The sequence below is a fragment of the Pseudomonas sp. LFS074 genome (assembly GCF_047978165.1).
GTDB lineage: Bacteria > Pseudomonadota > Gammaproteobacteria > Pseudomonadales > Pseudomonadaceae > Aquipseudomonas > Aquipseudomonas putida_P.
Genome location: NZ_JBFPFV010000001.1, coordinates 2433507 through 2448430, shown reverse-complemented (window position 1 = coordinate 2448430; position 14924 = coordinate 2433507). Strand labels below are relative to the sequence as shown.

The window sequence follows — 14924 nt, the reverse complement described above, 5'->3', positions numbered from 1 at the left end:
GCTTGGCGGCCCATTCGCGGCACAAGGCCGCTCCTACAGCGACCGCGTCTGGGTCGCTATCACACGTGGGCTATGCAGTTGGCTGCCAGCGGTACTTGCCAAGCTCGTCGTTGAGCGGGGTCTGGGCGAAAACATTAGCAAAGTTGCACAGGGTTGCGAGACTTACGCCAAGAATCACTTCCAGGGCGTTGCCTTCACTGAAGCCAGCTTCACGGAAGGCCTGGTAGGTGGCTTCGCCGACGTTGCCGCGGGTAGCGATCACTTCACGGGCGAAGGCAGCCAGGGTTTCGTATCGGGCATCGGGCAGTTCACCACGGGCACGCAGGGCATCCACTACCTCCTGCGGCAGCTTGGCCTTGTTCAGCGCCACAGCCGTATGGCCAGCCACGCAGAAATCACAACCATGCACAGTGGCGGCAATCAACTGCACCACTTCGCGCTCGGCCAGGCTCAAGTCGGATTTACCATTGAGTGCCGACACGGTCACGTAGGTTTCCAGCGCCGCCGGGGCGTTGGCCAGCACGCCGAGCAGGTTGGGGATGAAGCCAGAATTCTTCTGGGCGTTTTCGAGAAATGGACGCGCCGCTTCCGGGGCGCTCTGCAGGGTGTGTAAAGTAATGCGCGAGGACATGGAGTGGTCTCCTTTGATGGGGGTCACTACAGTCTGTTGGTTATAAGAATTACCCTCCATATTCATCAGTCGCCTTTCCTTGCTCCTGAGTCTTTGCATTAGATGATTTCGTCCAGCCACCTTGTCGATTGGTTATTAGAAAGCCTGGAGCTCGATGCCAGCCTGTTTCATGTGGGCCGCTACTGTGGCGGCTGGCATGCCAGCACCCAGGGCATGGGCCGCGCCAGCTTCCATCTGGTGGTGCAGGGGCACTGCTGGTTGCACATCGATGGCCAACCGCAACCGGTGCGGCTGGAAAAAGGCGACGCGGTGTTCCTGTTGCGCGACCTGGCCTATCGCTTGTCCAGCGACCAGGACCCGGTAGACGCCTGCGCCCAACCGCGCCAGGCCATGCAGGCGCTGGACAGCGAGGCCAGCGATGGCGTTGGGCTGGTCTGCGGCTTCTTCCATTTTCAGTCGGGCCTGACTTCGTTGATTGTCGAGGGCCTGGCTGACTGGATCTTGCTGCGCGCCGAAGACCCCGCTGGCAGCGCAGCGCGGGCGCTGTTCGGGCTGATTCTGGAAGAATGCCGGCGTGCCGCAGGCCCGTCGCAGGTATTGCTTGAGCGGCTGACGCACCTGTTGTTCCTGTACGTGCTGCGCCAGCAGGTAAATGCCGAGCAGTCACTGGGCGGGCTGATCGCCCTCGCCCGCCAGCCGGCATTTGCCGGGCTGCTGGAACAGTTGGTCGCGCAACCGGGGCAAGCCTGGACGCTGGAGAGCATGGCCGCCTGCACCGGTTTGTCGCGGTCGGCGTTTTTCAAGCGGTTCAGCGAACTGGCCGGGCAGTCGCCGGGGCAAGTACTGTTGGCGCTGCGCATGCGCCATGCCAGCCAGTTGCTGCGGGCAGGAAATACTGTTGAACAAGTGGGTGCGCAGGTGGGGTATCAGTCGGTGGCAGCGTTTACCCGCGCGTTTGCCAAAGCGGTGGGGGTGCAGCCGGGGGCGTACCGGCGCCAGCATGAAGGGCGCTGAAAGCGTTACTGCTGTAGCGGCCCATTCAGACTTGGCTGACCGGTATGTCCCCGCCTCCTTTACCTTCCCGCCGCTCACCCATCCAGCTATTGACCTGTTGACCGAACTCGGCCGGGGCCTTGCGCCCGAACCGTCGCGCCAAGTCCAGTATGGTCTGTTGCGCCAAGGCCTCTTCCATACGCTTCTGTGCCCCCAGCATCACCGCATGAATCGCACAGGTGCCTTCAGTCGCCCACCCCGGTGCAGCACCGTCGAACAGCGTGCAGCGTTCGCGGATTTCGCGACAGTCGAAGATCTTCTTCGGCCCATCGATGGCATTGACGATGTCCAGCACGGTGATTTCGTCCGAAGGCCGGGCCAGGCGGAAGCCGCCGCGCACACCTTCGGTGGCAACCACCAGCTTGGCGCGTGCCAGCTTGGTGAAGACCTTGGCCAGGTACTCCTGGGGCACACCTTGCAACTCCGCCAGATCGCGCACGCTGGACTCGCGCGAATCACCACGCTCGTCCACCAGGAACAACAGGCAATGGATGCCGTATTCGACGCCAGCACTGTAAAGCGACATTTCAATCTCCGACCAACTTTGTCGCAAATAATACGCGGGTAACGCCAGCACCGCAAAGCGGTCCTCTGCCTTGAAGTGCTGGAGCGCCAACCGCATCGCGCTGCAAAAGGCTGGCGTCTACCCGCGCAAAGCCTTCACTTCGCCTTTCTTGCCGTCCGTCTCGCGCAGGTATTCCTGCAGCGAGTCATCCATCGCCTGCATCCAGCGGGTATGGTGGGGCACTGCTTTGGTGCCGGTGAGCACCGAGCGGTACGATTTGTCCCGGTAGCCCATGATGTCGTGCTTCTTGTCCTGCTTCCATTGCAGGAAGATGCGGTTGACCGCATCGATATCGAAGCGTGGGTAATCGGTCTGCTCGATCAGGTGCTTGATGTATCGGCCCTGGAACTCGTACATCGAAGCCGTGGTTTCCAGCCCCTCTTCGTCCTCGCGCCAGCGCAGGCTGTCGGCTTGCATGCCGGCCCTGGACGGTAGCTTGATGCGGCCCATCATGTAGTCACGGGCAAACCATGCCTGTGCGTCGAACAGGTTGAAGCTGTACCAGAGGTCTTGCATGCCCAGGTACAGCAACTGCGGGTTCTGCTCCCATACCACACCCTGGTACAGGCCCGCAGGCCACAGGCGGTTGTTGGTCTTGAGGGTCAGCTCATCCGGCAGGAACGGGAAGTGATGCTGGTAGCCCGTGCACAGGATGATCGCATCCACGCGCTTGCTCGAGCCATCGGCGAAAAACGCCAGGTCGTTTTCGACCCGTACCAGTTGCGGGCGCTCTTCCCACCCCTTGGGCCATTTGTAGCCCATCGGCTGGGTACGGTAGGCCGTGGTGATCGAACGCGCGCCGTACTTGTAGCACTGCGAACCGATGTCTTCGGCGGAGTAGCTGCTGCCGACAATGAGCAGATCCTGCCCCTTGAATTCCACCGCTTCGCGAAAATCGTGGGCGTGCAGGATACGCCCGGTGAAACGCTCGAAGCCTTCGAACTCCGGCACGTGTGGCGTGGAGAAGTGCCCACTGGCCACCACCACGAAATCGAACACCTGCTCGATACCGACCCCTGCGCTGTAGTCATGGGCGCTTACGGTGAACTCGCGCGTGCGCTCATTGAAACTGACGTTCTTCACCACTGTATTGAAGCGAATGTAATCGCGCACCCCGGCCTTCTTCACGCGGCCCTGAATGTAGTCCCACAGCACCTCGCGCGGTGGGTACGAGGAAATCGGCCGCCCGAAGTGTTCATCGAAGCTGTAGTCGGCGAACTCCAGGCACTCCTTGGGGCCGTTGGACCACAAGTAGCGGTACATGCTGCCGTGCACCGGCTCGCCATGCTGGTCGAGACCGGTGCGCCAGGTGTAGTTCCACATACCGCCCCAGTCGGCTTGTTTCTCGAAGCAGACGATTTCCGGCATGGGTGCGCCCTGGGCATGGGCAGACTGGAACGCACGCAGTTGTGCAAGGCCGGACGGGCCGGCACCGATGATTGCTACACGAAGAGTCATAGTGATTCCTGAACAGTTGAACGCTGAAAAAAATGCAAAGGCTCCCCAACCCCGAACGGCAAAAAGCCGGGGGTAACGGAGTTCAGGCGTTACGGTGCAGGCGGAGGGACGGGGCGTTTGCGCATCTGGTGGAGCAGGATGTTGGCGGGAGGAATCGACAACACGTGAAACAGGCTTGAAAGCGGGGAAAGGATCATGGGGGTGGGCCCGTATCCATCAGCGCAGGGCGCAAAATGGGGGCCTGAGGGGCGCAAGATACGTGTGTTCTCGTACATGGGGGCTGCAATGGCCTCTTTTCTTTGTGGTTTCCTTTTTATCTATAACGGATGGGGCTGGGTATATCAAGGTTTGTGGCCCTGCTGTGCCACACCCGCAATCACCCCTGCCGAGCATTCGGCAGGGGCGACTGCGGTTTGGAAACGCTTGCACAAACAAACTACGACCACTATGGTCGGAGTTATTGAAGCAACACGACTCACGGGGCGAATCCCCCTTTTCCAGCGGAGCACAGCATGAAATCGAACATCCTCATCATCGGTGCCGGCTTTGCCGGTGTCTGGAGCGCCCTGAGCGCAGCACGCCTGCTCGACCAGGCGCAACGCGACGACCTGAGCATCAGCGTGCTGGCCCCGCAAGCGGAACTGCGCATTCGCCCGCGCTTTTACGAGGCCAACGCGCACACCTTGAAAGCCCCCGTGGGTGAACTGTTCGAGGCCGTTGGCGTGCGCTTCATTACCGGTAACGCCGAAGCCATCGACGCCGATGCACGCAACGTCAGCTACACCGACAGCCACGGCCAGCGCCAGCAGATCAGCTACGACCGCCTAATCCTTGCCGCTGGCAGCCAGGTTGCACGCCCAGCAGTCCCAGGCCTTGCCGAACATACCTTCGACGTCGACCAGATGGAGTCGGCCGTGCGCCTGGAGCAACACCTGGCGGGCCTGGCCGCCCTGCCCGCTTCGCCTGCACGCAATACCGTGGTGGTCTGCGGTGGTGGCTTCACCGGTATCGAAACGGCCACCGAAATGCCTGCGCGGCTGCGCGCCATCCTCGGTAACGATGTACGGGTGCTGCTGGTAGACCGTGGTGCCAGTGTCGGCGCGGCACTGGGCACGGGCATCAAGCCATCGATCGTTGCGGCCTCGCAGTTGGCCGGCGTCGAATGGCTGACCGGCACCTCGGTGGTGGCCGTGGATGCAGGCGGGGTCACCCTCGACAACGGCGACTACATCGCCAGCAACACCGTGATCTGGACCGTCGGCGTCAAGGCCAGCCCGCTGACCGCACAGGTTGCCGGCGAGCGCGACAACTTCGGCCGGCTCAAGGTCGACGATCACCTCAAGGTGATTGGCCAGCAGCACATCTATGCCACCGGGGATACCGCCTGGGCTGCCGTGGATGAAATCGGTAACCACGCGCTGATGACCTGCCAGCACGCCATCCCCATGGGCCGCCACAGTGGCAACAACGCCATGGCCGACCTGCTTGGGGTGACGCCCGTGGTGTACCGCCAGCCCAAGTACGTTACCTGCCTGGACCTGGGTGAATGGGGCGCGGCATACAGCGAAGGCTGGGAGCGCGAATTGAAACTGCAGGGCCAAGAAGGCAAGGACCTCAAGCGCCAGATCAACTCGGTGTGGATCTACCCGCCGGCAGCTGACCGCGCCCTGGCCCTGGCCGCCGCCGACCCGATGATCGCGATCGTTTGACGGCAAAAACCTGACAAAACCGTCAAAATACGACGGTTTTGTCAATTATTTCGTTACATTGAATGACTGTTCAACAATGATGGCCATATGGCATCATTCAAATCAAAAAGTATGCAAGAGGGTGAGGCACACAACACAATCCGCAGCGCATCAAGAGCCTGGCGCCTTACCGGTGTTCCGGCTTTTCCGTCCAAGCTCCTGAGGCCTGCACGCCACCGTCAAGGAGCATTCCATGCAGTTACGGAATATGAAGATCGGCATTCGCGCTGCCAGCGTATTCGCCCTGTTGGGCATCCTGGTCCTGTTCATGGGCCTTATCGCACTCTACGAAACCCGCCAGATGGACACGGCTACCGACGAGATCCGGGTCACCTGGATGCCCGCCGTGGTGGCGTTGGGTGACATCAGCAGCAACCTCGGGCGCGCTCGCGCCGTCACCCTGCGCGCCGCGCTGGACGACAACCCCGACGAACGCACACGCAACCTGCAGCTGCTCGATGGCATCAATGCCGAGCTCAAGGATGGGTTGAAAGCCTACGCCGATACCATCATCGCGGCCGACGACCGTGCCCTGTTCAACACGTTCAACGACGCCTACCAGCAGTATTTCGACCTGCAAGTGAGGGTGCTGCAGGACATTGCTGCTGGCCGCATGAGCGAGGCCAAGCAGCAGATCGGCGGCCCACTCACGCAGCGCGCCGACGGCATGATGAAGGCCTTGACCGCGTTGATCGCCTACAACAGCAAGGGTGCCGAAGATGCCTCGCAGCGCAGCAGCGATGTGGCCGACGAGGCATTCACTGCCATCATCGTCTCGTTGCTGGTGATCATGCTTGCGCTCGCCGCCATTGCCACCGTGCTTACCCGCAGTATCGTTGTGCCGCTGGCCGATGCCGTGGCTGTCGCCGAGCGTGTGGCCACCGGCGACCTCACCCGGGAAATCCGCGTGATCGGCCAGGACGAGCCAGCCTTGCTGCTGCGCGCCTTGGGCCGTATGCAAGACAGCCTTCGCGACACCTTGCGCAAGATCGCGGCTTCGTCGGACCAACTGGCCTCGGCCTCGGAAGAGCTGCACACGGTCACTGAGGACACCAGCCGTGGCCTGCACCAGCAGAGCGCAGAAATCGACCAGGCGGCGACGGCCGTCAACCAGATGACTGCAGCGGTCGAGGAAGTGGCGAACAATGCGGTCAGCACCGCCGACGCCTCGAAAGGCGCCGACCAGACTACCCGCGACGGCCGCGACCGGGTCAACCAGGCACTGGCGTCCATCCAGCACCTGGTGGCTGACGTGACCGGTACCTCGGCCGAGATCGAACAGCTGGCCACCAATGCCAACGAAATCAGCCGCGTGCTGGATGTGATTGGTGCGATTGCCGGGCAGACCAACTTGCTGGCGTTGAACGCCGCCATCGAAGCGGCTCGCGCTGGCGAGGCAGGCCGTGGCTTTGCCGTGGTGGCCGACGAGGTCCGCGCCCTCGCCCACCGCACCCAGCAGTCGACGGCAGAGATCGAGCAGATGATTGCCGGTATCCAGAACGGTACCGAACGCGCGGTGACGGCGATGCACAGCAGCCAGGGGCGTGCCACCGGCACGTTGGAGGTGGCGCAAGGCGCCGGGGTGGCGTTGGAAGTGATTGCCGAGGCGATTGCGTCGATCAATCAGCGCAACCTGGTGATTGCCAGTGCTTCGGAGGAGCAGGCACAGGTGGCGCGGGAGGTGGACCGTAACCTGGTGAACATTCGCGACCTGGCGATGCAGACGTCGGCAGGGGCGAACCAGACCAGTGCGGCGGCACAGGATTTGTCGCGGTTGGCGGTGGATCTGAACGGCATGGTGGCGCAGTTCAAGGTCTGATCTGAAACTGCCGGGGCCGCGTTGCGGCCCCGGCTACAGCAACGACGCTCCATCAGTCATTGACACTCACAACCCGCCCCGTCTTCTCGCCAGCCTTGCCCCGAGTCGCCAGGCAGTAATACAGCGGCACCGTGACAATCAGCCCGAACAGCCAGGACAAGTCCGCCCCTTCGACGATGTTGGAATACGGCCCCACATACAACGACGTATTGGCAAACGGCAACTGCACCAGGATGCCGCAAGCATAGGCAATGATCGCGTGGTGGTTGAAGCGGCCATAGATGCCACCGTCTGCACTGAAGATCGAGGCGATGTCGTACTGCCCCTTCTTGATCAGGTAGAAGTCGATCAGGTTGATCGAAGCCCACGGCACCAGCACCAGCAGCAGCGCCAGGATCAGGCCGATGAAGTGGCCGATGAAGTCCGCAGAAGCGTTCAGAGCAACCATCGCGCAGCCAACCAGAATCACCGACGCCAGGATCACCCGCACCTTGATGCTCGGCGTCCACTCGGCCATGAAGGTCTGGATCGCCGTGACGATCGACAGCACCGCGCCATACAGGTTAAGGGCGTTGTGGCTGATGATGTTGAGCAGGAACAGCACCATCAGGACCGGGCCCAGCCAGCCGGTGGCCTGCTTCACCGCGTCCATCGCGTCGGTACCTTGCGGCACGCACAGCACTGCCACCGCACCAAAGCTGAAGCACAGGATGGTGCCCAGGGTGGCGCCGAAATAGGTAGCCCAGAACGGCCTGGCAATACCCACTTCACGCGGCAGGTAGCGCGAGTAGTCGGAGGTGTAAGGCGAGAAACTGATCTGCCAGATGGTGCCCAGCGACACGGTGGCGATGAAACCGGACAGGTTGAACGCGCCGCGGCTGAAGAAGTCGGCCGGCAGGTCCTGGATGAACATCATGATGAAACCGGCCAGCAAGGCCGAACCCATCACCCAGGTACCGATACGGTTGAGGATGTGGATGAAGCGGTAACCGATCACACCAATGGCGGTGGCGCTCAGGGCGCCGATCACAATGGCGCCGGGCATCGGCACGCTCGGGGCGATGCCGTGGATGGTCTTGCCTGCCAGGACAATGTTGGAAATAAAGAAGCCGACATAGATCAACGCGGTGAAGAACACGATCAGCAACGCGCCGTAACGGCCAAACTGACCACGGCTCTGCACCATCTGTGGAATGCCCAGCTGCGGTCCCTGCGCAGAGGCCAGGGCGATGACCACGCCCCCAACCAGATGGCCCAGCACGATGGCGATCAACCCCCACAGCAGGTTCAGGTGGAACACCTGGACCACCATGGCGCCGGTGACGATGGGCAGTGGCGCAATGTTGGTGCTGAACCAGAGGGTGAACAGGTCGCGCGCCTTCCCGTGGCGCTCGGCAGGTGGAACGTAATCGACCGTGTGATTCTCGACAAACTGGTGTTGCGATGACGGTTGGGACATGGTTTTCAGCTCGAAAGGTCGTTTTTATCTTTGTAAGGAAACCGCATCTAGGCGGCCTCTCAGCTGCGGACCATATTATGGTATTCCAAACTTTTGACAACACTGATCCGCAGTAAAAAACGCCCGCTGATCCGCTTGCAAAAGCCCTGCGACAAACCACCTCACCGCTCAAGACCACGATATACGTGGCCTTGAGCCGTTCATCGTGAAAAACCAGGGCTGAAAATTCCGCTTGCAAAATAGGTATTACGGTATACCATCAGACACATCAATGATAAAAACCGCGGACCACCGCAGCCTTTTAGAGGTACTTCCGATGATCGACGCAACCGTCTACAAGAACGTCCTGGGCTCCTTCCCATCCGGCGTTACCGTCATCACCACCCTGGACGACGACGGCTCGGTCGTCGGCCTGACCGCCAGCGCCTTCTCTTCCCTGTCGATGGACCCGCCGCTGGTGCTGTTCTGCCCCAACTACACCTCCGACTCCTACCCGGTACTGATCAAGCAGAAGCGCTTCGCCATTCACCTGCTGTCCGGTGAACAGCAAGCCGAAGCCTATGCGTTCGCCAAGAAGGGCAAGGACAAGGCCAGCGGCATCGAGTGGACCCTGAGCGAACTGGGCAACCCGGTCCTGGCCGGCGCCACCGCAGTCATCGAATGTGAACTGTGGCGTGAGTATGAAGGTGGCGACCACGCCATCATGGTCGGCAAGGTGCACAACCTGATTGTCCCTGCGCAAGCGCCACGGCCGATGGTGTACTGCCGCGGCAGGATGGCCAGCCTGCCGGCCTTTGCCTGAAGCCTATTCTGAATCGACACCCCTGGCGCCTCCCCTGCCCGGCGCCAGACCCTTTCAAGCGTTGAGGAAAGCCCCATGAAATTTTCGTTGTTCGTGCACATGGAACGTTGGGATGAACAGGTCAGCCACCGCCAGCTGTTCGAAGACCTGACCGAACTGACCCTGATGGCCGAAAACGGCGGTTTCAGCACCGTGTGGATCGGCGAACACCACGCCATGGAGTACACCATTTCGCCAAGCCCGATGCCGCTGCTGGCCTACCTGGCCGCACGTACCGACAAGATCCGCCTGGGCGCCGGCACCATTATCGCGCCGTTCTGGAACCCGATCCGCGTTGCCGGTGAATGCGCCCTGCTGGACGTGATCAGCAACGGCCGCATGGAAGTGGGCCTGGCCCGTGGCGCCTACCAGTTCGAGTTCGACCGCATGGCCAATGGCATGCCGGCCACCGACGGCGGCAAGGCGCTGCGTGAGATGGTGCCTGTGGTACGCAAGCTGTGGGAAGGCGACTACGCCCATGACGGCGAAGTCTACAAGTTCCCCACCTCCACCAGCGTGCCGAAACCATTCAACGCGACGCCGCCGATGTGGATTGCCGCCCGCGACCCGGACTCGCATAACTTCGCAGTGGCAAACGGCTGCAACGTCATGGTCACCCCACTGATGAAGGGTGACGAAGAAGTCCTGGACCTGAAGAACAAGTTCCAGGCCGCCCTGGACAACAACCCGAACGTACCGCGCCCACAACTGATGGTGCTGCGCCACACCCACGTGCACAGCCCAGCCGAACCGGATGGCTGGAAGGTCGGTGCCCAGGCCATCTCGCGCTTCTACCGGACCTTCGACGCCTGGTTCGGCAACAAGACCACCCCGGTCAACGGCTTCCTCGAGCCAAGCCCGGAATCGAAGTTCGCCGAAGTGCCAGCGTTCCAGCTGGAGAACATCCGCAAGAACACCATGATCGGCACCCCAGAAGAAATCATCGCGCGCATCAAGTACTACCAGGAGCTCGGCGTCGACGAGTTCAGCTTCTGGTGCGACAACAGCCTGCCCCACGCCGAGAAGAAAAAGTCGCTGGAGCTGTTCATCAAGGAAGTGGTGCCCGCCTTCGCCTGAATTCCCATTGCCTGAACCATTGCGGGACGCGCCCGCTCCCGTGGGCCCCTTCGGCCTGCGTGAGCGGGCTTTTTTTTGAAACCTGCACTGGCCTCTTCGCGGGTAAACCCGCTCCCACAAGGGACCGCGTATTCCTGTGGGAGCGGGTTTACCCGCGAAGAGGCCAGTGCAGACACCACAAAAATCAAGGCATCAGGCCACCTTTCGTCCCCCGGCAAGAGAAATTTCCTGACACCTCTTGCACAACAAATATTATGGTATACCATCAGACAACAAGAGCTGATAACCCTCACCAGGAGCCACCCATGAGTTTCGAAATCCGCAAGATCGTCACCTACTCCGAAGAGACCCGCATCGAAGGCGGCAAGGCCACCGACAAACCGGTGACCATGGTCGGCCTGGCCGTCGTGATCAAGAACCCATGGGCCGGTCGCGGTTTCGTTGAAGATCTGAAGCCGGAAATTCGCGCCAACTGCTCGGAACTGGGTGCCCTGATGGTCGAGCGCCTGACCGCCGCCATCGGCGGTGCCGACAAGATCGAAGCCTACGGTAAGGCTGCTGTGGTCGGCGCCGACGGCGAAATCGAGCACGCCTCGGCCGTGATCCACACCCTGCGCTTCGGCAACCACTACCGCGAAGCGGTACAGGCCAAGAGCTACCTGAGCTTCACCAACAAGCGCGGCGGCCCAGGCACCTCGATCCAGATCCCGATGATGCAGAAGGACGACGAAGGCCTGCGCTCGCACTACATCACCCTGGAGATGCAGATCGAAGACGCCCCGCGCGCCGACGAAATCGTCGTGGTCCTGGGCGCAGCCGATGGTGGCCGCCTGCATCCGCGCATCGGCAACCGCTACATCGACCTGGAAGAACTGGCTGCCGAAAAAGCCAACGCTCAATAACAACAACCAAGACGGGCCGGGGCGTGGCGTGCTTACCCGCCGCGCCCGACCTTCAAGGAGCGCCCTCCATGATTCAGCCTGTCGCTGAACGCACACCTGCCGGCACCAGCTACCTGGCCGTCGGCCAGGGCCAACCCGTGGTTCTGATCCACGGCGTGGGCCTGAACAAGGAAATGTGGGGCGGTCAGTTCGTTGGCTTGGCCAACGACTACCGCGTCATCGCCTACGACATGCTCGGCCACGGTCAAAGCCGCGTACCGGCCGCCGACACACCGCTGGAAGGCTATGCCGACCAGCTCGCCGAACTGCTTGACCACCTGCAAATTGCCCAGGCCACCGTGATCGGCTTCTCCATGGGCGGCCTGGTTGCCCGAGCATTTGCCCTTAACCACCCGCAGCGCCTGACTGCCCTGGTGGTGCTCAACAGCGTGTTCAACCGCACCCCGGAGCAAAGCGCTGGCGTGATTGCCCGCGCGGCCCAGGCGGCGGAGCTGGGCCCCGATGCCAACGTCGATGCAGCCCTGGACCGCTGGTTCAGCCGTGAATACAAGGCAGCCAACCCGGCGCAGGTCGCCGCCATTCGCCAGGTACTGGCGAGTAACGACCCGCAGGGCTACCACACCACTTATTCGCTGTTCGCCACCCAGGACATGTATCGCGCCAATGACCTGGGCAGCATCCAGGTGCCGACGCTGATCGCCACCGGCGAACTCGACGCTGGCTCCACCCCGGCCATGACCCGCCAGCTCGCCGCCAGCATTCCAGGCGCACACAGTGTGGTCCTCGCCGAGCAACGGCATATGATGCCGGTGGAAGCACCCCGTGAAGTCAACAAGATGCTGCTGGACTTCCTTGCGCAAGCCCGCACCCTCACCGAATCCGCCAAGGGGATTGTTGCATGACCCTCGTTCGTTTCCAGATGTGCATCGACGGCCAATGGCGCGATGCCCAGAGCGGCAAGACCTTCGACAGCCTCAACCCGGCCACCGCCCAGGCCTGGGCGCAACTGCCCGACGCCGACGAAGCCGATGTGGAGCTGGCCGTACAGGCCGCCCAGCGTGCCTTCGACAGCAAAGAGTGGCGCAGCATCACCGCCACCGCACGCGGCAAGCTGCTGCGTCGCCTGGGCGACCTGATTGCCGAGAACAAGGAACACCTGGCCCAGCTGGAAAGCCGTGACAACGGCAAGCTGATCCGCGAAACCCGCGGCCAGGTTGGCTACCTGCCAGAGTTCTTCCACTACACCGCAGGCCTGGCCGACAAACTCGAAGGCGGCACCTTGCCGCTGGACAAGCCCGACCTGTTCGCCTACACCGTGCACGAGCCTATCGGCGTGGTGGCCGGGATCATCCCCTGGAACAGCCCGCTGTACCTCACCGCGATCAAGCTGGCCCCGGCCCTGGCCGCCGGCAACACCATCGTGCTCAAACCGTCCGAGCACGCCTCGGCGACCATCCTTGAGCTGGCCCGCCTGGCCCTCGAAGCCGGCTTCCCGGCCGGCGTGGTCAATGTGGTCACCGGTTACGGCCCAAGCACCGGCGCAGCGCTCACCCGCCACCCGCTGGTGCGCAAGATCGCCTTCACCGGCGGCGCTGCCACCGCCCGCCACGTGGTGCACAGCAGTGCCGAGAACTTCGCCAAGCTGTCGCTGGAGCTGGGCGGCAAGTCGCCGAACATCATCTTCGCCGACGCCGACCTGGACAGTGCCATCAACGGTGCCGTGGCCGGCATCTATGCAGCCTCCGGGCAAAGCTGCGTGGCCGGTTCGCGCCTGCTGGTGCAGGACGAAATCTTCGACGAATTCGTCGAGCGCCTGATTGCCCGCGCCAAGCGTATCCGCATCGGCAACCCGCAGGACGACGCCAGCGAAATGGGCCCAATGGCCACCGCACAGCAACTGGCCGTGGTCGAAGGCCTGGTGGCTGCGGCCAAGGCCGAGGGCGCCAAGCTGCACCTGGGCGGCAAGCGTGCCGAGGTTGAAGGTGACGGCTGGTTCTACGAACCGACCCTGTTCGAGTGCGACAGCAACTCGATGACCATCATGCAGGAGGAAGTCTTCGGCCCGGTCGCCGCGGTGATCCGCTTCAAGACCGAGGAAGAAGCCCTGGCCATCGCCAACGACTCCCAGTTCGGCCTGGCTGCCGGCATCTGGACCCGCGACCTGGGCCGTGCCCACCGCCTGGCCCGTGACGTGCGCTCGGGGATCATCTGGGTCAACACCTACCGCGCCGTGTCGGCCATGGCGCCGATCGGTGGCTTCAAAAACAGCGGCTACGGCCGCGAGAGCGGCATCGATTCGGTGCTGGCCTATACCGAGCTGAAGACCGTGTGGATCAACCTGTCCACCGCACCGATGCCCGACCCGTTTGTGATGCGTTAGGAGGTAGCACGAGATGATCGAACCCGGCATCTACAAAGACGTGATGGGCTCCTTCCCGTCCGGCGTCACGGTAGTCACCACCCTGGACGCCGACGGCGCCATCGTCGGCATCACCGCCAGCGCCTTCAGCGCGCTGTCGATCGACCCGGCACTGGTGCTGTTCTGCCCTAACTATGCCTCCGACACCTACCCGGTTTTGCGTGACAGCAAGCAGTTCGCGATACACCTGCTGTCCGCCGAGCAAACCGCCGAAGCCTATGCTTTCGCCGGCAAGGGCAAGGACAAGGCCAAGGGTGTCGAGTGGCACCTGAGCGAGCTTGGCAACCCGCTGCTGGCCAAGGCCACGGCGATCATCGAGTGCGAACTGTGGCGCGAGTATGACGGCGGTGACCACGCGATCATCGTCGGGGCGGTGAAGAACCTGGTGCTGCCCGAGCAGCCGGTAACGCCGATGGTTTACCACAAAGGCAAACTCGGCGCCCTGCCGCCCTTGGGTTGACGTACGCCAACAACGATCCCCTGTTTTAGGGGCCGCGCTATCGTCTCACCCTCGGTTGCGGCCCCTGTTTTATTCCGGAGTACTGCACATGAGCAATGAAACGTACGAAAGAGGCCTGAAGATCCGCACCCAGGTGCTGGGCGAGGACTACGTCAACCGCTCGATCCAGAACGCCGACGCGTTCACCCAGCCGTTGCAGCAGCTGGTCACCGAATACTGCTGGGGCCACGTCTGGGGCCGCGAAGGCCTCTCGCTCAAAGAGCGCAGCATGATAAACTTGGCCATGATTTCCGCGCTCAACCGGCCCCACGAGCTCAAGCTGCACATTCGCGGCGCATTGCGCAATGGCCTGAGCCGTGAACAGATTCGCGAGATCCTGCTCCAGGTCGGCATTTATTGCGGCGTACCCGCGGCGGTGGACAGTTTCCGCCTGGCCCGTGAAGCGTTTGCCGAAGCCGATGCGGAGTCAACCCGTTAACAACGGGCTGTTCG

Annotated in this window: 14 protein-coding genes; 10 read left to right on the top strand and 4 right to left on the bottom strand. The window is 62.2% G+C overall.

Annotated features, from left to right (window positions below; all coding sequences use genetic code 11):
- Positions 1–70 precede the first annotated feature (70 nt).
- Positions 71–631: a carboxymuconolactone decarboxylase family protein gene (locus tag ACNQP3_RS11320; protein WP_041166474.1), complete on the bottom strand. Its 561-nt coding sequence runs from the start codon at positions 629–631 to the stop codon at positions 71–73.
- A 102-nt stretch (positions 632–733) separates the two neighbouring features.
- Here ACNQP3_RS11320 and ACNQP3_RS11315 point away from each other — a divergent pair, with 102 nt between their 5' ends.
- Positions 734–1645, top strand: a complete 912-nt coding sequence (locus ACNQP3_RS11315; RefSeq protein ID WP_060493299.1) for an AraC family transcriptional regulator — start codon at positions 734–736, stop codon at positions 1643–1645.
- Between the two features lie 25 nt (positions 1646–1670).
- Here the strand turns inward: ACNQP3_RS11315 and ACNQP3_RS11310 are convergent, their stop codons facing one another.
- Positions 1671–2210: an RrF2 family transcriptional regulator gene (locus ACNQP3_RS11310; protein ID WP_060493320.1), complete on the bottom strand. Its 540-nt coding sequence runs from the start codon at positions 2208–2210 to the stop codon at positions 1671–1673.
- A 117-nt stretch (positions 2211–2327) separates the two neighbouring features.
- Complete coding sequence (locus tag ACNQP3_RS11305; RefSeq protein WP_264317035.1) at positions 2328–3707, bottom strand: NAD(P)-binding domain-containing protein; 1380 nt, start codon at positions 3705–3707, stop codon at positions 2328–2330.
- A 512-nt stretch (positions 3708–4219) separates the two neighbouring features.
- On the opposite strand from ACNQP3_RS11305, the gene ACNQP3_RS11300 reads away from it, so the two are divergent.
- Positions 4220–5416 carry an NAD(P)/FAD-dependent oxidoreductase gene (locus ACNQP3_RS11300; protein ID WP_264317034.1) on the top strand — a complete coding sequence of 399 codons (1197 nt, stop codon included), beginning with the start codon at positions 4220–4222 and terminating at the stop codon, positions 5414–5416.
- 232 nt (positions 5417–5648) lie between these two features.
- A complete protein-coding gene (locus ACNQP3_RS11295; RefSeq protein ID WP_264317033.1) occupies positions 5649–7274 on the top strand; it encodes a methyl-accepting chemotaxis protein in 1626 nt (541 codons plus the stop codon).
- Between the two features lie 52 nt (positions 7275–7326).
- Here ACNQP3_RS11295 and ACNQP3_RS11290 read toward each other — a convergent pair whose 3' ends face one another.
- The gene (locus ACNQP3_RS11290) at positions 7327–8733 is read right to left on the bottom strand and encodes a purine-cytosine permease family protein (protein ID WP_069943341.1); all 1407 of its coding nucleotides are present in this window, start codon (positions 8731–8733) and stop codon (positions 7327–7329) included.
- 316 nt (positions 8734–9049) lie between these two features.
- Here ACNQP3_RS11290 and ACNQP3_RS11285 point away from each other — a divergent pair, with 316 nt between their 5' ends.
- The 7 genes from ACNQP3_RS11285 (at position 9050) to ACNQP3_RS11255 (ending at position 14910) form a co-directional block, all read left to right on the top strand.
- The gene (locus ACNQP3_RS11285; RefSeq protein ID WP_264317032.1) at positions 9050–9535 is read left to right on the top strand and encodes a flavin reductase family protein; all 486 of its coding nucleotides are present in this window, start codon (positions 9050–9052) and stop codon (positions 9533–9535) included.
- A gap of 75 nt (positions 9536–9610) precedes the next feature.
- Positions 9611–10651: an LLM class flavin-dependent oxidoreductase gene (locus ACNQP3_RS11280; RefSeq protein ID WP_264317031.1), complete on the top strand. Its 1041-nt coding sequence runs from the start codon at positions 9611–9613 to the stop codon at positions 10649–10651.
- A 305-nt stretch (positions 10652–10956) separates the two neighbouring features.
- Positions 10957–11553, top strand: a complete 597-nt coding sequence (locus ACNQP3_RS11275; protein WP_003256068.1) for an amino acid synthesis family protein — start codon at positions 10957–10959, stop codon at positions 11551–11553.
- 68 nt (positions 11554–11621) lie between these two features.
- Positions 11622–12455 (top strand): alpha/beta fold hydrolase, encoded by an 834-nt coding sequence (locus tag ACNQP3_RS11270; RefSeq protein WP_012271911.1) that lies wholly within the window; start codon positions 11622–11624, stop codon positions 12453–12455.
- Entirely contained in the window at positions 12452–13933 is a 1482-nt protein-coding gene (locus ACNQP3_RS11265) for an aldehyde dehydrogenase (RefSeq protein WP_264317030.1), read from the top strand. The genes ACNQP3_RS11270 and ACNQP3_RS11265 overlap by 4 nt, the downstream gene beginning before the upstream one ends.
- A 13-nt stretch (positions 13934–13946) precedes the next feature.
- A complete protein-coding gene (locus tag ACNQP3_RS11260; RefSeq protein WP_012271909.1) occupies positions 13947–14432 on the top strand; it encodes a flavin reductase family protein in 486 nt (161 codons plus the stop codon).
- A gap of 88 nt (positions 14433–14520) precedes the next feature.
- On the top strand, positions 14521–14910 hold the full coding sequence (locus tag ACNQP3_RS11255) for a carboxymuconolactone decarboxylase family protein (protein ID WP_264317029.1): 390 nt from the start codon (positions 14521–14523) through the stop codon (positions 14908–14910).
- Positions 14911–14924 lie beyond the last annotated feature (14 nt).